The organism is Vibrio sp. YIC-376 (assembly GCF_052353105.1).
Taxonomy (GTDB): Bacteria; Pseudomonadota; Gammaproteobacteria; order Enterobacterales; family Vibrionaceae; genus Vibrio.
In genome coordinates this window covers 41180-64886 of record NZ_JBBWFK010000001.1, presented here as the reverse complement: position 1 = coordinate 64886, position 23707 = coordinate 41180, and the positions used below count along the sequence as shown (strand labels likewise).

Below are 23707 nucleotides of genomic sequence, written 5' to 3'. Positions count from 1 at the left end.
TCAGTACCGGAATAGCTTATAGACGGAACAATCAATGCTCCAAGTAGCACTCCCCGTAGCGGTAACGTAATGGTTACTCCCTTACCCCATAAAAACCAAACTCAAACCTCCGAATAGGTCAGACATACTATTCAATAAGTCACGGTTATAAAAAAACCTGAATAGTACATTAGTTGGTTAAAATTTGAAGCGCTTCCACTTGATATAGAGTGAAAATTTGTATGAGTATATAAACGACGGTTAGATTCGGTCTCGAGGTAACGCCTCAAATAAGAAAACCCCAGCAACTCTACTGGGGTTATCTACGTTAGCTTGATGAACTCTAAAAAGAAAAGAGTGTATCTATTATGGGAAAGTAACGACGACTACACTCGAACAGTTATCCATTCCACCAGCTTCACATACCTCATAAAAATATTCAGCGCTGCCTTTGCCTACTCTGGCATCGGTGTAGGTTCCTCCAGACACACTGGTAGCTATCGAGTTTCCACCACGGTAAACATCCACACTCATTGTCGCATCGTTCCAACTCAGGACCACATCGTGCCAACCTGATTTTGCGGTGCTAGGCTCAGCAGTTAACCCAAAGGAGTCCACAGGGATAGGATCAGGTTCAGAAGGTGGCGAGGCCCCAACGTCAGTTACGATAACAAGTTGATCAACAAAGATTTCGTCTAGCTCAGTATTACCAGCAGCGCGATCTTTATCTGTTACCCGAATATAAACCGTACCGTCGGTTCCCGCTGGCAGACTAGCGCTGTAGGTGCTCGTTGGACCACTAACAGATACGTCAGGTAAGTCTGAATAGGTTGACCCATTAACAGAGTAGCTGAATTGGAATGCTTCCCCGTCTGAAGAAATAGTGGAACCAGCCTTAACATTTAGTGTGGAAGTGCCTGAGGGAACGCCTGTAAATACCCACGTATGTTGTAGGTAGCTATAACGATTGGCTGGTTTTCCTCCGGATAAACGCTCGATAATCGTTTGATCGTTGCCATCCGCCGCAGCGAGATCTGAATAAGTGCCCGTTACCGTGCCTGCACCAGGAATTTCACTGCTGACTAAGGTAGTTTGAACGGTATCAGAAGGCGTAGCCTCCGTGGTCGCTGAAGCCACATTTGTATAAGGGGAATCACCCACTACGTTATAGGCAAGAACTCGATAGTAATAAGTGCTGTCAGCCGTTAGACCCGTATCACTGTAGGCGGTGACATTTGCTCCAACGCTAACGGGATCTTCCCAGCCAGAGCCACTATCGCGTTCTATACGGAAACCTTGCTCATTGTTGGATTCATCTGTCCATTGAAGGGCTATTTCTGTATCCGAAGTTGCTGTTGCGATTAATGCTGTCGGTGCGCTAGGTTCAGCGGTTGGTGCTTGTTCCTGAACAGCATTAAAAGCGTTAAGAAGACCTCCAGTCACCGTTTTCCCTTCTAGAGACGTCAGTGGTCGTACTGTACTCAAGATACGGTTCTTAATCTCTGCGTAACCCCACTCAGGGTGCATACTTGCGACTAAGACTGCGACACCAGTAACATGAGGAGCTGCCGTTGAAGTGCCGAAAAGTAGTTCATAGTCCCCCTCTATCGTATATGTGCTAGTGATCCACTCACCAGGAGCACCTATATCCACGCTATTGACGCCAAAATTAGAGAAAGTAGACAACGCATCTAAGGTGTCTGTCGATGCAACCGAAATGATGTTATCTAAGTCAAAGGAAGAAGGGTAATCTGGTGTCAAATCGTTATTATCCCCCACTCCATCACTACCTCCATTACCAGCAGCCGCTATAAATAGGTGGTCACTAGTTGCAGCACTCTGTATTGCATCGTAAAGAGCAACTGAATAGGGCTCGTCTCCCCAACTGTTGTTTGATATTTTTGCGCCATTTGCTACAGCGTATTCAATCGCGCTAATCGCATCACTCACCACACCCGAACCATCCGCCCCAAGAATACGCAGTGCCATGATTTGGCATTGCCACGCGACGCCCGCGACACCTACTTTATTATTCCCTTGGGCACATATTGTTCCAGATACGTGCGTTCCGTGCCCATTCTCGTCCATAGGATCGTTATCCTTGTTAAAAAAGTCATAACCATGAACACCCTCGGTACTGCCCGTGTTTACCCACATATTGCCGGCGAGATCTTCGTGGTTATAATCCACTCCGGTATCGATAACTGCAACAATGACGTCTGGGCTACCCGTGGTTATATCCCAGGCAAGATTGGCATCAATATCTGCGTCTTCCTTTCCAGCAAGCAAACCCAACAAAGGGTAGCCGTTATTGTTGAGCGCCCACTGAAAATCTATTGTGTAGTAGTAATCATCGGGTTCCATATAAGTACGAATAACATAATCAGGCTCGACAAAATCCACAAACGGTAAGCTCTGCAACGTTTCAATCGCCTTTTCTACGCTGCGCCCGGGACCTAACTTCACATGTTCGAGTGCATTAACAATGGCATATTGGCGCATCGTTGTACCATTCACCAATTGCCTCGCTTGTAGCTTGGCAGCAGAACTCGTATTTGGTTTAAAACGTATCAGAACCGAATCCGATGCATATTCTAAGGAAGGATTATTTTCCAATTCAGCACGAACCGCAGGAGAAGCCGCCTGAACGGAAATAGAGATAAGAGCGAGAGACAGAACACACCACAGCTTTTTAGTCAGCACGCTGATAGCTTTAGGGCAGGAAATAGTAAACATAGTAGTTCTCTTCTTATTGAGTATTTACATAGTTCACTAGTCAGTCTAGGACACTTTTTGCTTATAGCATCCTTTAGAAGTGTTTTGATTTTTATTTGTAACGGTTTATTAAAACTGATATCAGTCACCATCTAACCTAGAAACCTTTAAACAACTCCGTGCGATGATAACTTAAATACGATTTGTGCTCCCTGCTAACATGAAAAAACATATCTTCTCTAAGACCAAGAACTGCAGGTTCTTCTAAATAGTTAGAAATCATAACTTTTCCATTATCATCGAAGGAAATAAAGCCAATATCAAAAGCTTTATCTAAATTAGCCAGTAATAGCAGTCCATTAAATTTATCCAGACGTTCTTCATTACTTGAATCACGCCAAGGCTTGATATGAGAGGCTAGCAGCATTTGTGTATTTCTGTATCCGGTAACAGCACACCCGCCCCACATTTGAATTAACTTTGACCTAAACTGTCCTTGACCCATTCTAGTATTTACTAGAATTGTTTTTTCTGTTTCCGATAATGTCTTATCCGACATGACTTGCTTAATATCAGCATTAATATCGATTTGAGATAAGTCAGCGAGAAACTTGTGGTAATGAGAGAGGGCTGCACTGTACATTCCTTTCCCTTTTGCGTCACGAACTTGAAATTCCTCTAACCTCCTTACCTTTTCTTCGTAATCAAGAAATTTTCGGTATGAATTAATATTGGTTAGTGGTTCATCAATTTCTCCCGCATCTATCAACCAATTAGACATTGAGCCACGAATAGCTCCAAGGTAGTTAACCGCAGTCTTCTCCGATTTGCCGATATCTACTAACCATTGGCGAAAGAGCGCTGCTAAATCTGAAAGGTTTGAAACCAGTGCTTGTTTAAGCTCGTTAGAAACAATATAGCTTTTCATGTAAGTAAACAGCTCTTCATCAATAGATGCATACGCTACAGCCTTAGATGAGTAACGGCTTGTGGTCGTTTCGTCATATCCTTCGTTGTAAGAAAGGTGCCAAAAACCTTCACTTCTCAAATGGAAATAAGGATTTTCCGGTGTATTTTTATCCGTATCTTGTGCAAAAGTGTTGAAGTGGCGAGTAAATTGGTCTTTAAGTATTTTATTGAATTTAATCTTATTAGAAGCAATATGCCCCGCTTGGATAAGATCCATTACGGCTAACAACATGCACACTTTATGAGGGCTCTTTTTACCACCAGCACTATTCATTTTTAAATTTTGGAATCGTTCTAAATAATACTCAAGCGCCATCGTTTACCTTCCAACGTTAATAACTTTACTGCTTTCTAGAATAACGGTTTGCCACATAATCTCTGCTCTCATTAAAGAGTCTTCACCGTCAACAACATGACAAACAGAGAGCCCTAGGTATCGACCTATCTCTTCTATCTCAGTCACTGATACACCGTATGTCTCGCGTCCATCAACGAAACTCCCATGACGTAAAGTAATCACCAATTTTCCTTTCTCAGATAAAAGAAGTGATAAAACCTTCATCGACTCGGTTCTCTGCTTAGTCGTTAAATGCATCCATACCGCAGATAACAAAATGAGGTCGTACTGGCGGGATAATTCATTAACACTTGCCAAAGCAGGCAGTGAGTCTTCCACCCATAAAATTTGTGCCGAAGAATTTGAGATAGCCAATCGACGAAGAGCACTGGCGGGCTCAACAGCAACAACAGAACAGTCTTGTTGAGAAAACCACTGAGCATCTCGCCCAGAACCAGCGCCAACATCCAGAACATTTGCACCTTTTTCTGGCCAATACTGTTTCCATGAACTGTGCACAGACTCAAATGAAAGAGAGTTGTATTGCTTCGCTAACTCAACAGCATTTTTATTGTAATAAGAGATATTTACAGACATAAATCAAGCCATCGTCCACCACTCAATGATGATAAATAGCTTGGTTGCATAAGGCGATTAAGTATTAATAAATGATGATTTATTGTGACATTAGTCACAACAAGATATCGAAAAAGACAACAGTACATATTGGCGTGCTGATTTTCAGACACAAAAAAAGACGTCCAAGGACGTCTTTTTTAGGGAATGTGGCGGTGAGTGAGAACGTCAAACGACATAAGTAATACTTTGAATTTAAAAGGGAATATATCAATTTTTCAATTTTCTTACACGCCATTTTATACAATTTCATTTCTGTTATGACGTTCACATTTATCGTTAAATAACCTATCGAGACCACTATCTTCTCTGCTTTTACGTTCGACTTATCTCTGAACTTGTAGGACAGTTTGCAAGTGCTAATTATAACTATAAGATATTTGTTCCGTAGAATTCTTTATCCCTTGGTTTTACCTTTTGAGGCTCAGGTTCTTGCGATTCCGCCAGCGTTTTCAAACGACCAACTTCCTCATTAATACTCTGAGTAAACGCGTCGAGCTTGATGCTGATTTTTAGCAATTCAATGTAAGTCTTTTTGTTGTTCATATTAGATCCCTTTATGGTTTGTTATCAAATATCTCCCTCCCAATGAAGGTGACAACTGTATTAGGACCAAACCACTGAACAAGCAAACGTGTAACGCTTTATTTTGGCTTTGACATGGTTTTGGGTCGAGCTAGTTGGTGTCATTAGCAAAACCTATGCTGACTCATCAGTGCCCCACGGCAATCATTTTCTATCAAAAGTAAACTGTCAAATAGGTTGTGTCTCGGCCTTTAACCCAAATGCATTCACCAACCCTCGCATTTTATTTTAATAATTTATAAATACAAAACAGATACTTACTATGAAGTTACATTTTTAATGTAATTTAAATTTGCATTATATTGAAAATGTAACCTATTATAAGATTACATTCCTAATGTAACCATTTATTAGAGGTTAGCATGGCTTTCAAAATACACGTTAATGAAATCACCGAGAACCCAGCATTCAAAGAAGAAGACATCGCCGAAATGGCATTCTATGTGAAGCAGACGCTGCATCGCTATCTTGAGGTAGTCAATAATGGCTACCTGCATGCAGAGTCTTTATTCAAAGACCCAGAAAGCGGCTCAGATATGGATGTGGCACCATTTCAGCCTGAAAATACCAAACACATTCAATATGCTGACTGCTCACTCCATTCAAGACTTCTACAAATGTATGAATTCTGTTTTATTGCAGAGGACAAAAAGAGCTACTTGGAGAAGTCAACCATTCCGCAAGGAGTACTTGGCGGACTAAATGACTTTATTGCAGACACAATACCAGCATGCCTGTGCTATCAATCCCTTCTCCAAAACGGGATCATGGAAGATTACTATGATGACAATAAAATCCACCGCCTGCTGATCGCGTTCTTTGCGAACTTAAAGCTTATTTATGGCTCAATAGATTACGGCATAAATGGTCATTTTCCTGAAACGTTTTTTCATTGTGAACACGTAGAAAGCTTAGGTCTCGATACTGAATTATTTAGCTTTCGTGAACTAACGCTATTGAGCGGCTACCAGACCGAGCGTGCAGTCAGAAACCTCGCCTCGCCTTCAACCCCAGAGCATCGAAAACTTGCCGTCGTAAAGAAAGAAAAAGGCCGGTCAACGTTCGTAACGCGTGAAGAAACAATTCGTTGGCTAAACAGCTTAAACCGCAAGTAATCCTGATTATGACAGGAACCACTTATGGCTAATTCAAAACAACAAACGTCAAGCAAACAAGTCTCAAAAGACGCCGCACTTATCTTAAGAGCCCTAGGACTAAAATAGGAGAACCAAGATGCGTACAACTAAGCACGGAAGCATTAGAGCCAACCAGCGCGGTTTTAGTGAAGATGAACTTAATGTTTTGTCTTCCATAGGCCAGGATTTCTATCAAAAAGGAGGTACAGGTCTTTGCACCATCTCCCAGAAAGAAAAAAGCCGGTGGTTGAACGCACTCAAGGAAGCTCTTAACTACCTGCGGAGTTCAAACGAAATCCCATCAAGAGTTAAAAAACGCAAACAGAAAGCAATTAGACACCTAATCGATAAGCTCAGCGCAAAGCATCCTCCTTATCTAATCATCTGCGAAGAAGATAATTCAATGATTACATGCGGCTATTACTTTAGCGGCAAAATTAAACGAAACTAAGTAGGACATTATGAAAAATCAATTTGAAGCATACAAACCGTACTTATTGAATTACAGCAAAAATTACCCCTTCGCTCCTGAATTAAAAATGATGAGTGACGGACCGATCGAGGTTTACTACTCTCCCTTTGATGCGGTAAACCCAAGAGCTAAGATATGCATCGTTGGGATATCGCCTGGGAAAACGCAAGCTGATAATGCGAATGCGTGCGCGTGCGAGTGGCTAAATCGTCGAGCGTCAACCTCAACGATCCTAGAGAATGCCAAAAATACCGCTAGCTTTTCAGGTACGCTTCGTAACAACCTGGTTGCGCTTTTAGACTACATTGGACTGAGCAAACATTGGGGCTTAACATCCGCAAGCCAGTTATTTACAACAGACCAACATCTACTGCATAGCACCTCCGTTTTTCGCTACCCAGTATTGATGAATGGCGAGCCTATCAGCTCAGCGCAACAAGGGCTTAAACAAGCAACCTTAAAATTCATGGTCGACACCTATCTGACGAGTGAATGCCAGATCTTATCCTCCGATGTCTTGTATATTCCGCTTGGTAAAGGAACGGCAGAGATCCTTGGTTATCTAGCCGAACAGGGCCACATTGGACACGAGCAGATCTTAACTGGCATTCCACACCCATCAGGCGCCAACGCTGAAAGGATAGCCTACTACATGGGCAGAAAAGACAAACAAAACCTGTCTAACCAAACCAATAGCAATACATTGGATGAGATGAAAGCGGCATTATTCCAGCAACTAACAGATCTTGGAGTTAAAGTACCTCGCTTTGAATGTACAGGTAACTCGATTTCCAAACTTAGCCAAGAAGAACCGTACAAACAAATTAATTTAATTCCTACAGAAGGTATAAAAACCATGAACACTTCAACCTGCGATAAACAAATGAGCGATCTACGTTCTCCAAATGATAGATTTATGCGCGACGATGTAGAAAAGCAATTGAGGGCGTCATTGTCTGAGCTAGGTTTAACCACTAACCCTATCAAGTCACGGCAGTCGAAAGAACTTGCCGTAACGTCAGGTGGCTCTGTTATAGCCTACATTAGTAGGGTCACTGGACTCAAAGACGCCAAACTAACCATCTGTCTACATCCAAAATATAAAAGCCAGATGGATAGCCGCGTACAGCAATTAGATAATGTGGCCATTAAGGTTGGTAGAGAGTCTCGTTATATATCAAGCTCAAACTATCGAGACTTCAATAGCAAAGGGTTCTCTACTGAAATTAAGACTAATGAGCATATTGCCATCGCTTATATTGTTGACGTGTCTGCTGGTTACCATCCGTTAACTTCGTTTTTTAAACAGTATCTTGAAGGTCAGTAAGAAAAGCATTCGACTGAGCGCTGACTCTATCTTGAATTGTTCATTGCTGTTCAAAAATAAGGCGATTCAAGATAGCAGAATGTGGACGCGGAATGCTTTTGTCCAAAAGTGAGTAGCCTCTAGGATGATACTTTTGTGAACAGAGACATTATTACTCTCCTAAATTTATATGCGACCTGGATTTATACGCCCCATGGAAAATCAATTGGAAATATCATTACTTAATTGGCATAGAAAGCGTCACCCTAATTTCTCGGGTGAAAACCTAGCAAACTCGAAATCGACTCAGCAGCTTCAATACCTAACGGAAAATATATTAGTTCCCCTGCAGGAAAAATTCGGGTCCTTACATATTACATACGGCTTCACCGGACATTCTCTGCTTCGTTATATCCTAAAAAACAGTCCTGGTGATATGGCTCCGGACATCGATCAACACGCTTCGATGGAGCTAAACAGCAAAGACAACCGCATTTGCAAACGTGATGGTGCCGCCTGCGACTTTTTCGTCGACGGCTTCGAAGATCGAATGGATGAAGTTGCACACTATATCTGTGAGCAACTGGAGTTCGATCGTCTCTACTTTTATGGTAAAGACAGACCGATTCACATCAGCGTTGGGCCTGATAACTCGCATTATGCGCTGATTCGTACAACTCGCAGTGATGGACTTCGTGTTAATACGAAAAGTGCAAAAGGAACCGCCACACGGGACTTGTTTAATAACTTATAATCCTTAGAAACATCATAGGAGCACATTGAGGGTAAGGGATGAACGAAGAGCTATTTGCAAAACTTGTGTCGGACATAAAAGTAGGAAAACAACTACCGGATGCAGTTTACCTTCATAGAGATGCGTTCTCTGCTTTGCCTACTGTAATGGCACAGTTCATTCCCGCAGTCGCAAAGGCTGTAAGCTTAGAAGAAGACCATTGGAACCTAGTAAAACTGTTTAAAAAAGAGTTCCGTTTATCATTACTGCATTACCCTGATTTCTACACACACTCCTACCCTGCTCTTCGACAAAGCTTGAACGTCGACCTCTCAAAACTGAGCCATAAAATCACAAGTTATGAGGATTCTGACAATCCACCCATTTTGCACCGAAAAGAAACGATGATTTTGCCGGAGAGTGAACATTACGAGCACTTTATCACCCTCACACAAGAAGGCGAAAACGCGGGCTTATATGAAAACAGCCGCCTAATCGGTTTTAAGCGATCATGGATAAACCTCGTTGCTCGTCACGGTTATGAACTTGTCGACGGAAGATTGTTTCGAAGTTCCGCTGTAGTTCAAATAGAAGAGTCTGGTATTGACCGACACAAAACCGCTTTGGTGAGACATGAGCTTTCTGCTCCAATGAAAACACTAGTAAAGCATGGTTATCTTGAAGGTTCCTACTCCATTTTTGATTATGGTTGTGGTCGAGGCGATGATTTACGAGAGCTAGAAGCACATGGCCTAGACGCTTTAGGTTGGGACCCTAATTTCCAACCAGACAACGACAAAGTTTCATCAGACATAGTAAATATAGGCTTTGTACTTAATGTCATTGAAGACCAAGACGAACGTTTAGAAGCACTGTTAGGCGCGTGGGAGCTGGCAGATAAATTCCTTGTTGTTTCAGTAATGCTCGCTAATGAAAGCTATATCTCCCAATTTAAACCTTATAAAGATGGTGTAATCACCTCTCGCAACACCTTTCAAAAATATTACGCACAGTCTGAAATAAAAGCCTACATAGAAAGGAGTTTGCAAGAAGATGCCATCACTGTTGCGCCCGGCATTTTTTACGTTTTCAAAGACAAACTAGAAGAACAACAGTATCTACAAAGCAAGTACAAACGCCATCATCAATGGCAGCAACTTACCTCACCAGAACCTGTAGAATCTAAAGACAAAGCCAAGCTGTTGATTACCCAAAATCAGGAACTATTCAACGCCTTCTGGCATACATGTTTGGAACTAGGTCGTATACCGGCCAATGATGAATTTGAGCAATCTGACAAAGCCCGAGAACTGATTGGCTCACACAAAAAAGTGTTCAGTTTGCTGCAAGAGATGTTTGATACCAAAGAGTTTGAACAAGCAGAGAAAAGCCGTAAAGAAGACCTATTGCTTTACTTTGCTGTTGGGCTATTTGAGAAAAGAAAGCCATACACACAACAGCCAGAATCCCTCAAGAGAGATATAAAAGCGCTATTCGACGATTACAAAACCGCTATAAATCTCGCGACAGAACTTTTATTCGCCATTGCTGATACCGAACTGATAAATGAGCAATGTGCAAAAGCGCATACACAGCTATCCGCAAGTTTGATGAATGAAGGGCATTCGCTCATCTTTCATCGCGATTATATAGACGATTTGCCGTTACTTCTTCGCGTATACGTTACCGCAGGCTTACAAATGTATGGAGAGCTTGATGAAGAAATTGACCTTATCAAAATCCATATCACTTCAGGAAAGCTCACCTTAACCGCTTATGATGACTTCGAAAAATCGGTCCCGTTCTTGGTTGAACGAATCAAAATCAAAATGGCCGATCAGGATATCGATTTCTTTGATTATGTGGATGAAGAACGTAGACCACCTTTACTGAATAAGCACCTACTTCTTCCGACTAAGGATCAAAACTACGAAAAACAAAAAAGCTTTGACAGAAGGCTATCAAAGCTTTTAGGTTTAAGTAGCGACGAAGAAGTAATAATTCATAGACAACAGTTTAAAGAACAGCTTTCTGTTGCGGGTAAAAGGGTCTCCTCATACCGATTAGCTAACCTTTGAAATGATATGGTGGAAGACTTATACGATATGTTCTACGAGCCGACTCTTCACTCATACCAATTGCTAAGAGTACATGCGATGCAACATTTGAGAGTGCATTACAAGCCGAGCCCTGTGAAATTAACCACGACTGCTCCTTAAGAAAGCGTTTTGCTTCATCGTCATCTCTAAATGTAATATTCCATGTCGTTGTTACAAGGTTATTCCCGCCATTACGTGAGTATTGATAGCTGCTAATGGTTTTCTCAAACTCATCTTGCTGCGCGCTTATTTCTGTAGGGAAATGCTCTACAGCCGCTCCTAAACCAACAATTAAAGGAGTAGGAGAAGTACCACCGCGTATTCCTAATTCCTGACCACCACCATGGATCAACGGAACCAAATCAGCATCTCGAGCATCACGAACGTACAAAGCACCAATACCTTTAGGCCCATAGATTTTGTGGCCAGATAGCGACAACATATCGATATTCATGTCATCGACATCAATATCCAATTTACAGAAACTTTGTGCCGCATCTGTATGGAAAGGAATGTTGTTATCAAACGCAACTTCGCCAATGTCTGCGATAGGCTGCACACAGCCCAACTCATTATTCACATGATGAATAGAGATTAATAGTGTATTTGACTGAATTGCATTCGCAACAGATTCAGCTGAAATGATACCGTCTCTATTTGGCTGCAGATAAGTAACTTCGAAACCAATGTCTTCCAAAAAACCGCAAGTGTTTAAGATACATTTATGCTCAATAGCAGAGGTAATGAGGTGGCCTTTATCTTCTAGGTGCTTAAACGCTATCCCTTTAATCGCCAGATTGTTTGACTCGCTTGCACCACTAGTGAAAATAATTTCACTAGGCATAGCTCCAACTTTGTCCGCAATAGTCTCCCTTGCTTGTTGAATCGCTTTAGTGGCTTTTTCTGCCTCATTATGAGCTGCAGAGGGGTTGGCATAGCTTTCACTTTGCCACGGATACATCGCTTCTAAAACAGAAGAAGATACTGGTGTTGATGCTGCGTAATCGAAGTAGTTATTCATTGTCTATCAAAAAATCTAGCGTTTCTTTAAACAAGGTCTCTTCTAAAACTGGTTCAGATATGTTGTTCAGAACCCAATTATCGATGTGTATTAACCCTGCATTACAATATCCTTCGAAAATACCAATAGCATCTCTTAGGTTTTGATCCTTGAGTATATCTAATGTTGGTTCTTTAGCTAAAGCTATAAGATATATATATGAATCATGTTTCGTCGTAGCGTAAGTATCTAATGCTATGGAAGTTGTATTGGATCTCGAAGCTAAAGGTTTATATTGATTTAACTGAAATCCAACTAAAGCAGCAAATACCATGAACTCTTTGACAGTATTAAATACAAAATCTTTGTCAGCCCCACCTTTCGTCGAGCAAAGTTTGTCTACCAATTGTTCAAATCTATCATCTCTATGGACACGTAACTTACGCCATTCAAATATTTCAACCATTCAGCACAATCTCCTCAATAGTAACCTTGTCAAACTCACTACCAAAGCGAACGACATCAAACTCTTTGCCTTGAATTGACAAACGAGTAGGGTATTGACCTTTAAATTCTGCCTCACTCAGGACCGTATGTTGAACAAGATTATATTCTTTCCCAATTTTATCCCGAATACCTTGATCAATATGTGTTTCGGTCCATTGCGCTTGAGAAAACATAAAAATAGATTGTTCAACAGATTCAGCTATGTAACGGACTAACTCACGACCATTATCCGGGCCTATAAATGCCAGAATTGAGTCCGCGATAAATGGGGCAATAGTTCCTGGAGTTAAAAGGTGCTGTTTGTTACTTGCTCGTTCACTGGAGAATTGTATTAGCGCAATTATGAAAGAAATAGCAAGCATTGCCTGATAACCATTACCAGCAGCAACCCTAGTTCCAGCCTTATCGACAATAGCCCAAGTAAAACTGTCGTTATTGCCGCCATTCGAGACTTTCTTCACTGTATAGCCATTAAAAGCTACTCGGCTAAACAAGTTTTGCATTTTGTGTAACAAAATCAGATCGACACCTTTCTTTGAAGAATCAATAGCTTCTTGATAAAGATCCACTATTTTGTTAGCCGCGGCAATCAAATCTCTGATTCTTTTTGCTTTAGGTTGGGTTGCTGATAATTTATTAACCTTTATATCTATATCTTTCAAATCAATTTGTGTCTTAGATATTTCCCTCTCCAAATTTGGAATTTCACGATTTAATTGATCACACTTTGACTTTACAGCGTTTTTTTTCTGCTCAATAAGCTTAATATCATCGATATCCGCCTCAAAAATCGTATGGCTTATTTCTTCTATGTTTTTTTCAACCTCATGAATTTTATCTGAATAGTCATCGATATCATTTAGAACTTTAATCATTTCATGTTTGGGAGAGGAGTAGCTTGCTAACCTAGAATGTAGAGAAACAGCGCTATTCCAACGATATTTAAGTTCAGGATCAACTGCAGATTTTTCTAGTTCCGAAATAATTTTTGCTGCAGAACTGTTTTCCTCTATAGTGCAGCCGCAGATACACTCGTTATTTTCCAAAATATCTTTGATTAGTTGCTTATCAACCGAATATCGATGAGTAGTATTTAGCTCTTGTGTATCAACCACAGACAAATCAACCGAACCTAGCTTTCTTCCATAGGACTGGTGTATCCAGCTAGAAACGCTTTTTAATTTTTTATTAACTAAATTGTGATGCTCTCTTTGGTATGAAGTGAGTAACCCTTCATTATGACTACGCAGTTTTAATTTACTCTCGATAGCCGATTTATCAAAACGAGCAAGCTGTGCTATCTGTTCTTCATGCTCTTTTTCTGCAGTAGCCAAATCGACCTTCTTCTGCTCTAAAGATACGGTATCACGTGACAGTTTAGCTTCAAGAATTGCTTTATTAGCTAACAGCTGCTCAATTTCATTACCTGTATCATATTGAGTTAGTTCCTTTTGGTAGTCACTTTTTACTCTATTCAGATGCGTTAGTGTCTTTTCCGCAACAGTTAGCCCTAAGACCTTACTGATCGCACCTTTAATATGTGAAAAATCATTCTGACTATTTAATGTTCCGGTCCCCTCCCCCTGATAGAAAAAGTACTGTGCCATTTCTTTTGGTAAAATCGTGTTAATGAATATATTCGGCTGATTTTCTGTTTTTTCTGAATAACACCCGTCAATAATTTTAAAAACTTTAAGGTTGTTAGTTCTTGTAGAATGTGAGCCAACACGCCTAATTTCAAATAATTGGTTATCGTGTTCTACTTGAACATTCACACTAAAAGAATTTTTACCGCTATTAAGAGCGTGCTTATTCAGTAATTTATCTGGTTCCTGTAGATTATCGGTCGTTTCGTCATATAGACACCATCTAAGGGCATTCAACAGAGCAGTCTTACCTCCATTATTCTCACCATGGATAAGTGTAACTCCACAATCATCATCGAAAGAGAAATCAACAACTTGCTTACCGTAGAATTGGCGGAAGTCATTAATTTCTAACCTAATCAGTTTCATTTGCAATATCTTCCGCGTTTATATCAATAATTTCTTTTATCTTTTTAATGTGGTGCCCTGTTGAGGCATCACCGTAATGCAGCTCTTTCTCAAACTGCATGATCTGCAAAGCAGCTTTATGGACAGCTGATTTTTGAGCATAGTTTTCATGAGCCATCTCAGTTTCTTTGTTAGCTTGTTCAAGCACTGCCTTCAAATCGTCAAAGTTCATTAATATATCCCCAACTCAATAATTCTTTTCTCAACCTCTTTGGGGTTAAGAGACGTCAATTTAAAATCTTCTATTCGACCTAACTCAGCTCTACGTAGATTTTGACTTATATTATTAGTAATACCGGGCTGAGGAAGGACGACAAAATCAACAATTAATGCTTCTCTCTTTCCTTCAGATTTTCTTAACACGCGTCCCCTACGTTGGACATACTGCCGAGGATTTCGTGTACTTGCTAATATGAAGGCAGTCTTACACACAGGTACATCAATGCCTTCATCGAGAACTTTCATTGCAACCAAAGAATCAATCGTTTCATCTTTAAAATTACACATTATTTTATGACGTTCCTGATTACTTTCTTGTGACGTAAACTTAGCAACGCGAACACCATTTGCATGCAGTCGATTTGTGACCCGAGTAATATAAGAAACATCATCGTCCATCGCATGACCTTCTCCTACATATATTAAAGAATGCGTTAGCGGTATCTGAGGGTGTTCATTAATATAGTTAAGTAAAGCACCAAGCTTATCCTTACACGTTGCCAGCAATCTTGAACGAGCACCACATAAGCTCGTTAACATCGATTTTTCATCAGAAGTTAAGCCACTATTTTTAGCTTTTAAGATCATTTTCTGAATTTTAGAAGACTGCTCCTCGTACAGCGCCTGTTCCTCTTCATCAAGATAAACAGGAACAATGTCATAGCGGTAAGGTGAAAGAATTTTATCTGAAATAGCATCGCTCAGAGTATATTCACTAACAATCCCTTTAAAGTAAGTTAATAAATTATACTTAACGACATCTGGGAAAGGGGAGCCTTCAAGCTCATCTTCATCACTTCTAAATGGTGTCGCTGATAACCCTATTCGGAACTTACATTGCGGAAGTGAATTAAATAAACCTTCTCCACCAAGATGATGGCATTCATCACCAATAACCAACATGTTATCAAGAGGAATTTGCTTTAACTTTGATTGGAATGTATCAGATGACAAAGTTCGGTTAACAACCACAACACAAACAAAGTCTATTCCGCCATTACAAAAACGAAGTATTTTTGTGTCTAATATACCTCCCCATTTCTGCGAACTTTCATAGCACTGAATAGGATCTATATTAAATGGTGCTAGCTCTTTGACCCATTGATTAGCTAGCTCTATATAAGGGACACTAATGACAACAAAAAGCGGTAAGTTTTTTTTATGTCGCTCTTCATACAATTCAACTAACGCAGAAATCGAAGTAAAGGTTTTTCCTGACCCAGTAGCAAGCTTAAATAGACCTTGGTAATCAGATTTAACCCAACTCTCGATAGCATCCGTTTGATGCTGAAATAGCTGAAATGGTTTATCTTTAATTACCAAAGGCTTGATTGGTAATTTAGCCTCAACGACTGGCTTGAATTTTGTTTGTTCAGACCTTGGAAAACTGTATGTAAAAAATGGCTTGGGTTTCGAAGAGGGGTCACAATCTCCTAATATTTGTTTTCTCAACTGACTTAAATTAGTTCCAGATTGTATTTGTTTATAGGCATCAGAATCTAAATCAAGGACTTTCGTTCTTTTTCTGTTGTTTTCCCAAAGAGAGTTGAAGTGCTCAATCTCATCCTGACCGTACTCAGAAAAAGAAGATCGCCAGTTAAAGAATACCTTTATCTCTTCTGAGTTGTATTTCGACAAACCAGCTAGAGTCTCATTGGCTGACCCACTGAAAACAACGACCTCTTCATCTTGATAGAAAATACCTACTTTCTTATGAAACATACCTTGGTGAGTGAAAGCAAACTTAATCTCTAACTGCCCATTAGCAATTAAATAAGTAAGTAGTTGTAAATTTGAATCATTGGTATTGAGTAATAGATCACTTAATTCAATAGATCGCCGTATTATTGGGTTAGAGAGCCCTTCCATAACAGCTTCGTATTCACTGTCAGATAAAGGGTCTCCGATAATCAACCTCATTTTCCCATCAGATAATACAAATTTCTCTAGTCCTTCAGCCGCTGCAGCTAAAACGTCGGATGAAAAATAACCGACGGCTCGATCATAACGTTTCGCATTTGCAAATAATGGCATATGAAAACTATGCAAAATATCGTCTTCATCTGAATCATATTTCGTTTTTAACTGGAGCGATGAAAAAAGCATTATCTGTACCTAGTTCAACCACTGATGTAAGTTTTCCCAAGCATTAGACAAAAGTAGTTGGGTTCTCTCGTCTATTGCTGATTTATTCCAGTCTTCCGCATACGTGATTTCTGCATACTTACTTTCTAACAAAAGGACAGACATATTCCGTTTGACTTCATCAGATAGTCCGGCCTGAGATTCTAGTATAGTATTAATCTCTTCCAAAGAATCGTTGGAAAGAGCTTCGAGCATCGCCTGTTTTATAGTGTACCAAGATTGTCCTGAACCATTAGCAATGTTGTCACGAGCATCGACTAATACATTACCTAATTTATTGAATTCTTCCGGATTTTGAATACCAGTGTCAGGCCAACCGACTGAGGTGTTACCGTTATACACTCTTTTAATTCGATCTTTATTTGATATGAGCTCCCACATGGTCGTTGTTAAAAACGTCGTTGTGGGTTCCTCAGAACGAATAAATTGAGTGTCTTCCAGCTTTACCCCATGAAAACTAGCCAATAAAAGCAGTTTAATACTTTTTGACTTAGTTAGGATAGGTTGCTTAGAACATACATCTAACCACTGCTCGTACATTCCGTCTTTAGGAGAGCCTTTACTATTAATTTTGTTTTCTAATTCATGACGGAAGAAGGTTTTAATCGCTTCGACATTAAACTCTTCAGAACTTAACGAACTGTCTTTGAGGGCATATGGTTTCGAGTGGACACCTGAAACTTCAAAACCTCTCTCATGAAGCTTTTTATACACACCATCAATACCATCAGCGCCGCCACTCATTGCTCGCCATAAAACACTAAATGCTGTTACAGCTTTGAGTATTTTGATAAAGCTGGAATGCTCAGTTCCCACATAGTCATACTTTTCGTCTTGAAGAAGGAATTGAATCAACAACGATTGAACAATATCATGATTTATATCAATGAGATAACGTAAACAAACGTTAGCGGTTTCAGTATCATTACAAGGTACAAGCCCGTTTACTTCAGGTACACGTGCCTGCCAATAGTCAAATAAAAAGTCTGCGGCTTTTGCAAGTTGTGCAAGGTATTCATCTTTATCAACATACGAACATTGCTCATAACTTTTTAACATTGCGTCACGCTGATCACGAAGACTAGTAACTTTTACTTTACCTTCATACGCTCGTACAAAAGCCAAAATAAGAGCTTTCGTCTTGTCGTTTTTCTCTTTACTTTTGATAATATTCTCAAAACGATCAGTTATAGAGTTGAGTAACAGCATTGCTTCATCAACACTAGAGTCTTCATCTTTTTGTTTAGCACTAATATGTTCAATAACTTTAGGTACGAATGTTTCTATTGCTGTTAAAGGCTCACCAGTCGTATTTAGAGCTTCAAACATATCAAAGGCATAGGATTCGTTATTTACCTCAACATACGTGAGGCAGACTCGATGAAGCAAGAATTTAGCAAAAGCAGTAATGAAAATAATTTCCGCTACCTTGCCATTTTCTGAAGCTTTCAATAAGTTTTCATCGACAGGAAAATCTAGACAAGCATCTAGTGTACTAACGTTAACTAAATCTGAAACTTGAATAGCTTCATCTTCATCTGAATTATTAAACTGAAAACCTTTTTGTACACAGTTAAGTTGTTTTCTTATTTCTTTAACGTTTGCTACAACTCGCTTAGATGACTCATTTAATTGAGAGAGATCGAATTCAGAAAAAACAGGAGAACCTTGAGATTCAACAATATGTCTTTGATAGTTAATCAACAACTCAGAAAGCGGACTTTCATAGACAGCTTTTTGTTCATCTTTCCCCCAACAGTCCACTTGAGAACGTACAATTTTAGGCAAAAACTTATAAAGAGAATGCTCTGCAGTTGTTTCTATAACAAAATTTGATGTATCCAGTATAATCTGCGAGACAATTTCTCGAAGACCTTCTAAAGTATCGATTGTGATTTCATCTTTTTCATTATCTATTTGCTTCTTTAACCGAGGAAGAAGCATCCGTAGCCTTTCATTAAGACACATGATGATTAACGTCAACGTTGATAACCGCTGTTGTCCATCAACAATTAACTTCACATGCCTAGGTGTAGAAGACTTTATAATAGGGAAAACAGTTTGTTTCTGACTATCATCCACACTAAGAATAGAACCTAAAAATATAATTGCATCTGAAGAATTTAAAAGATTTCTAAAGACATTTTCACAGTCAGAAAACAAATCCCTAATATGCATTTCTTCCCATGCATAAGGGCGTTGATATGCAGGCATGTAAAATCCTGTACTATTGCTATCACAAATAACATCAAATACTGATTGCGGTTCCGCCTTGAATATATCTAAGGACTTCTGCATAGAAAATGTTTCCTGAATTTCGCTATGAAAGACCACACTTATATCATGATTTAGTATTACTTGCTATTCTACGACTTACATATGCGCTCAATTTTGTAGGTTACCCCTATCTTGAACCCTTCCTTCCTGTTACAATCGCGACGTCTTTGGATAAAATCTCCAATTCAGCAAACAAGGTAAGCACATTGAGCATTGAGTCGAGTAACCTGAAATTTTCAGGGCATCAAACTTTCCCTATTCGATACGGTTGGATTTACAAAATAATTCAAGAAGTTATCAAAGGTCATTCCCTATCAAGCAAAGAAAACATCGAAGATCAGATGATCTCTATGGGGATGGGTAAAAATATGGTGCTGTCGGTAAGGCACTGGATCAGAACGCTCAACTTGGTTACCTGTACTGACAAAAAAACTCAGCAATACGAACTGACGGATTTAGCTAAAAAGCTATTCGTTGGTGACGATGCTTACGATGAGTATTTGGATAAAGTTGGTACGGTTTGGCTCCTTCACTGGCTGACTCAATCGATTAATTCTCAAAATGCTGAACTCAACACTGCTCGTTGGTTCTTTAACTACTTTAACGGTGTACGCATCGATAAAGTTAATCTCTCAAAACAGATTATGATGTCTTTAGCTAATCATGAAAAAGAGCTCACGGAAGCAACACTAAAAAAAGACATTGACTGTCTATTTCAAATGTATGCAGTGAAGACAGCATCAGCATCAGCATCGAAAGTGAACGAAGATAGTTTTACCTCTCCGTTTACTGAGTTGGGGCTCATTTATCAAGACTCCGCAAAAGATTATCGTTCTGAATTGAAAACGCAAAAGTCCTTACCTGTAGAAGTGTTTGCTTATGCGGTTATGGACTATATGGCAAGAGCTCAGCTCGATAGCAATGGAGAAAAAATAAATAATAACAATACTTTATCGTTTGACACCTTGCTAGATGAGGTTGGTTCTCCAGGTAGAGTATTCCGCCTGACAGCCAATGGCTTAACTGAACAGCTCGATGAACTAGAAGTATTAAGTGAAGGCAAAATTGCTTGGACTGATACTCAAGGCTTACGACAAATTCAACATAACTACGATGATTTACAAGCTGTAGATCCTGGTATGTTTTTGCAGAAGTACTACCAGGGAGAACAAAAGTGACACTAATAAACCAATACTCCATCGCTACACGCCAACAGCGCTCAACACGTATTGATAGTGACCTTAATCCAGACTTTTTCAAAGGTTTGGTCTATCACGGTACCGCTCAGTCTGCGTTAGAGACTTTGTTCAGACAATATTCTCAAGTTGGCCAAAGAGCTTACACATTAACGGGTCCATATGGCTCAGGTAAATCAACCATCGCGTTATTGCTCACTGGTTTACTGCATCATAGCAATGCTATGCGTCATGCGGCGCTAGAAGTCATTAATGAAGAATCAACAGACTTATTAGAAGAAAGCATTCCTTACTGTTCTGGATGGCTACAAATACGCTCAGTGGGTGGTGTCAACAATCCTGTTGATACCTTCTGGAACGCGACGTTAGAAGCACTACAGTCACACCCGAACACCACGAAAGTTTATAAAAAGTACGCCAAAGTAGAGATCAAAACTGAATCTGCATTAATTGATACTTGGGAAAAGCTTTTCAAAGAAGTTAGTGACCTGGTCGACGGTGTATTGCTGCTTGCTGATGAAATGGGTAAGAGCCTTGAGTTTATTAATAAAAACCGTGGTGAACTGCACCTTTTCCAAGACTTGGCGGAAGTATTAGGTCGCATAAAAACACCCGTTATTTTCCTTGGTTTACTTCACCAAGCTTTTGGCGAATATGCCAAAGACAGAGGCACAAAACTCCAGGAAGAGTGGGGCAAAATTCAAGGCCGTTACAACGATATTCTCTATAACGTATCGACCGATGAAACAGTCGCACTGATTGCTAAATCTATCGTGAACATAGAGTCAGTAGATAACCGTGACGATGAGCGTGTGACTAAAGTACTCAACGCACTAACTGGTAAATCTGAGAGAAAGAAACAGCTCAAACAACGTTTAGAGCAAAGTGTACCTCTACACCCATTAACCGCATTACTACTTGGCCCAATTTCAAAGCGTCGTTTTAGTCAAAACGAACGCAGTACATTCAGTTTCTTAAACTCGCATGAGCAGCACAGCTTTCAAATGTTCCTCAAGCAAAATGCAAACAAGAATGCGCGTTATACGTTGGAAAATTTGTGGGATTACCTGGAAACAAACTTAGAGCATGCAATTTTAGGTTCTCCAGATGGTCACGCTTGGGCGGCGGCGACTGAATCCATTCGCCAAGCCACTAAGAAACAAACGCCAGAAAAAGCGATTGAAATACTTAAATCCATTGCGCTACTCACTTTATTTGGACGGCCTGCGGCCCTATCAGCGACAGAAGACATGCTGTTAGCTGCTAACGATATTGATGATAAAAAAGAGCTTGATGAGTACTTAAAAACACTCAAAGAAGCCTCTTGCATCATCTATCGAAAACACCTGTCATCTTGGGTTGTTTTTGAAGGTTCAGACCTTGATATTCCAAGCTTGATAGAAGAGAAAATTGAGCAACTAGGTAGCAGTGACGAAGCTATCAATCATATTGTATTTTCTAAACAGATCATCGCTAAAGGTTACTATCATAAAGTCGGTACTCTTCGCTGGGCTGAACAGTCACTAATACAACGTTTCGATCAAGAGCAATGCACTAAGACTCTTGCGAACCGTAAAGAAGAATTTGCGAACATGTTACTTCTGTTGGAAGCTCAAGACAAAGCTACTTTACGCGAACATACCAAAAAGAATTCAACACTGATTTTAGCAAATGCAAACAACTCTGAAGATATTATTGCTCTGGCAAAAGAAGTGTATGCCTTAGAGCTTATCAAAGCAGATAAAGAAATCGGTCGAATTTTACAGCACGACAATGTCGCGCAAAAAGAGTATCAAGGCCGTTACATCAATGCGGAAATAGCACTTAAAAATGCTATTGATGAAGGCTTTAACACTGCGACTTGGTTCTATTGTGGTAAACATTCTACAACCGAAACACTTAGTGAGATTGTCAGTCAAACAGCAAGCAAGATTTTCAATAAAACACCGGTGATAATGAATGAACTGGTTAACCGCAATAAGTTATCAGGTACAGCCGTTTCTGCATTGAAAAAGCTGCTTGAAGCAATGCTAGATTACGAAGATGAAGAAAACTTAGGTATTACAGGCTTTCCGCCAGAGATGTCTATGTATATCAGCTGTCTTAAAAACACAGCTGTTCATACATACGAACTCGAGCAAGATTCGCACTGGCACAAGGATCACCTTACCCCTGAGTTAGTGGACATTTTTGAAGTAGCAAACACACTGCTTCAAGATAAAGCTGGCCAAACTGTTCTATTATCAGAAATCGCAGAGTTGTGGAGTAAGAAGCCATTTGGTTTAACTCAAGGTGTAATACCAATATACTTGCTAGCATTTTTGAAAACGCTTGGACAAGACATTGCTTTTTATGAAAAAGACCTCGGCGGCGAATATGCATTTATCGCAGAGCCAGATGTAGATTACGTACACAAGCTAATTCGCTCTCAACATGAGCTAGCAGTAAAGTACATAGTACTCGACCAATCTGAGCAAGAGTGGTTACAAAAACTGTCTGTATTTGCAGCGACCGAAACAAGCCGAGATGTTGCGAACAATGTGCTAGCTGTTGCAACACCGTTGGTAACGACGATGCATAATTTGCCTCATTGGGTAAAAAACGCACATAACTTTATTGAAGACGATTTGGCAGCCAACAAGCAAGTGATCGCGATTCGTGACCTGTTCTTACAAGCTAACGACCCACACGCGCTTTTAATTAAAGACCTGCCGAAGTTATTAAACTCGGAAGACAGCCCAAGCTATTCACAGCAAATCGATGTTTTAGAAAATTGCTTTAAGATTCTGCGTGGTAAGCATGAACAAATGCTTCGACAAATCAAAGACAAAGTTAAAATCATCTTCCCTGAAACTGGTAAAGAACTTGCTTCAATGTGTAAGCTTGTTGAAGACAGAACCGGTGATTTACGCCTAAAAGCATTTGCTCGAGAATTAGGAAAGAGCGAAGATGGCTTAATGCAATGGCTAGAAAGCATGATTCAGATTGTCATCGGCCGTGGTAAGCAGAGTTGGAACGAAGGTCTTTTATTAACCGCTTCCGCTAAAATCAGTGATTTTTCGCAAGACTTTTTAAGCATTGTTAAATCGAGCTATCAAAGTGATGTATCAGCCGATGCAAAACCAGAAGCAACAAAAACTAAGCTTGTTTCTCTGGTTTTAGAAGACGATGATGGCCAACTAAAATCCTATAAAAAAGAAGTCCGTGTGACAGATAGTTCAAATTCAGACATCAAAGTACAAGACGTGAGCCGGACACTAAACGCGCTGAATCTGAATGAGTTTGAACGTATTCACGTACTCCAAACACTATTAAAAGAAGCACTGGAAGCTCAAGGTTAAA

At 40.0% G+C, this 23707-nt stretch carries 17 protein-coding genes; 7 read left to right on the top strand and 10 right to left on the bottom strand.

What is annotated here, in order from left to right:
- Nucleotides 1–345: 345 nt before the first annotated feature.
- From WJM94_RS00295 to WJM94_RS00280, 4 genes are all read right to left on the bottom strand, one after another.
- Nucleotides 346–2715 (bottom strand): S8 family serine peptidase, encoded by a 2370-nt coding sequence (locus tag WJM94_RS00295; protein WP_444492249.1) that lies wholly within the window; start codon nt 2713–2715, stop codon nt 346–348.
- A 136-nt stretch (nt 2716–2851) separates the two neighbouring features.
- Nucleotides 2852–3979 carry an HNH endonuclease gene (locus tag WJM94_RS00290; RefSeq protein ID WP_444492248.1) on the bottom strand — a complete coding sequence of 376 codons (1128 nt, stop codon included), beginning with the start codon at nt 3977–3979 and terminating at the stop codon, nt 2852–2854.
- 3 nt (nt 3980–3982) lie between these two features.
- A complete protein-coding gene (locus tag WJM94_RS00285) occupies nt 3983–4597 on the bottom strand; it encodes a class I SAM-dependent methyltransferase (protein WP_444492247.1) in 615 nt (204 codons plus the stop codon).
- A 408-nt stretch (nt 4598–5005) separates the two neighbouring features.
- On the bottom strand, nt 5006–5182 hold the full coding sequence (locus WJM94_RS00280; protein WP_154217806.1) for a hypothetical protein: 177 nt from the start codon (nt 5180–5182) through the stop codon (nt 5006–5008).
- A gap of 401 nt (nt 5183–5583) precedes the next feature.
- Between WJM94_RS00280 and WJM94_RS00275 the strand changes: the two genes are divergently transcribed.
- The 5 genes from WJM94_RS00275 (at nt 5584) to WJM94_RS00255 (ending at nt 10946) form a co-directional block, all read left to right on the top strand.
- A complete protein-coding gene (locus WJM94_RS00275; protein ID WP_444492246.1) occupies nt 5584–6336 on the top strand; it encodes a hypothetical protein in 753 nt (250 codons plus the stop codon).
- Between the two features lie 118 nt (nt 6337–6454).
- On the top strand, nt 6455–6808 hold the full coding sequence (locus tag WJM94_RS00270; protein WP_444492245.1) for a hypothetical protein: 354 nt from the start codon (nt 6455–6457) through the stop codon (nt 6806–6808).
- Nucleotides 6809–6818: 10 nt separating this feature from the next.
- Nucleotides 6819–8156, top strand: coding sequence for a hypothetical protein (locus WJM94_RS00265; RefSeq protein WP_444492244.1), 1338 nt, complete (start codon nt 6819–6821; stop codon nt 8154–8156).
- Between the two features lie 193 nt (nt 8157–8349).
- On the top strand, nt 8350–8889 hold the full coding sequence (locus WJM94_RS00260; RefSeq protein WP_444492243.1) for a hypothetical protein: 540 nt from the start codon (nt 8350–8352) through the stop codon (nt 8887–8889).
- Between the two features lie 38 nt (nt 8890–8927).
- Nucleotides 8928–10946: a DNA phosphorothioation-associated putative methyltransferase gene (locus WJM94_RS00255; RefSeq protein WP_444492242.1), complete on the top strand. Its 2019-nt coding sequence runs from the start codon at nt 8928–8930 to the stop codon at nt 10944–10946.
- On the opposite strand, the gene WJM94_RS00250 is transcribed toward WJM94_RS00255, so the two are convergent.
- From WJM94_RS00250 to WJM94_RS00225, 6 genes are read right to left on the bottom strand one after another with little or no spacing between them, the layout of a single operon-like run.
- Nucleotides 10936–11988: a cysteine desulfurase family protein gene (locus WJM94_RS00250; RefSeq protein ID WP_444492241.1), complete on the bottom strand. Its 1053-nt coding sequence runs from the start codon at nt 11986–11988 to the stop codon at nt 10936–10938. The two genes, WJM94_RS00255 and WJM94_RS00250, sit on opposite strands and share 11 nt — an antisense overlap.
- Entirely contained in the window at nt 11981–12433 is a 453-nt protein-coding gene (locus tag WJM94_RS00245; RefSeq protein ID WP_444492240.1) for a hypothetical protein, read from the bottom strand. Before WJM94_RS00245 ends, WJM94_RS00250 begins: the two co-directional genes overlap by 8 nt.
- A complete protein-coding gene (locus tag WJM94_RS00240) occupies nt 12426–14489 on the bottom strand; it encodes an AAA family ATPase (protein ID WP_444492239.1) in 2064 nt (687 codons plus the stop codon). The genes WJM94_RS00245 and WJM94_RS00240 overlap by 8 nt, the downstream gene beginning before the upstream one ends.
- The gene (locus WJM94_RS00235; RefSeq protein WP_014231414.1) at nt 14476–14700 is read right to left on the bottom strand and encodes a CxC ATPase DNA modification system associated small protein; all 225 of its coding nucleotides are present in this window, start codon (nt 14698–14700) and stop codon (nt 14476–14478) included. Before WJM94_RS00235 ends, WJM94_RS00240 begins: the two co-directional genes overlap by 14 nt.
- Nucleotides 14700–16853 carry a DEAD/DEAH box helicase family protein gene (locus tag WJM94_RS00230; protein WP_444492238.1) on the bottom strand — a complete coding sequence of 718 codons (2154 nt, stop codon included), beginning with the start codon at nt 16851–16853 and terminating at the stop codon, nt 14700–14702. Before WJM94_RS00230 ends, WJM94_RS00235 begins: the two co-directional genes overlap by 1 nt.
- Nucleotides 16854–16862: 9 nt before the next feature.
- The gene (locus WJM94_RS00225; protein ID WP_444492237.1) at nt 16863–19190 is read right to left on the bottom strand and encodes a DUF262 domain-containing protein; all 2328 of its coding nucleotides are present in this window, start codon (nt 19188–19190) and stop codon (nt 16863–16865) included.
- Nucleotides 19191–19195: 5 nt separating this feature from the next.
- Between WJM94_RS00225 and WJM94_RS00220 the strand changes: the two genes are divergently transcribed.
- Nucleotides 19196–20347 carry a DUF4007 family protein gene (locus WJM94_RS00220; protein ID WP_444492236.1) on the top strand — a complete coding sequence of 384 codons (1152 nt, stop codon included), beginning with the start codon at nt 19196–19198 and terminating at the stop codon, nt 20345–20347.
- Nucleotides 20344–23706, top strand: a complete 3363-nt coding sequence (locus WJM94_RS00215) for a hypothetical protein (protein WP_444492235.1) — start codon at nt 20344–20346, stop codon at nt 23704–23706. The genes WJM94_RS00220 and WJM94_RS00215 overlap by 4 nt, the downstream gene beginning before the upstream one ends.
- Nucleotide 23707 lies beyond the last annotated feature (1 nt).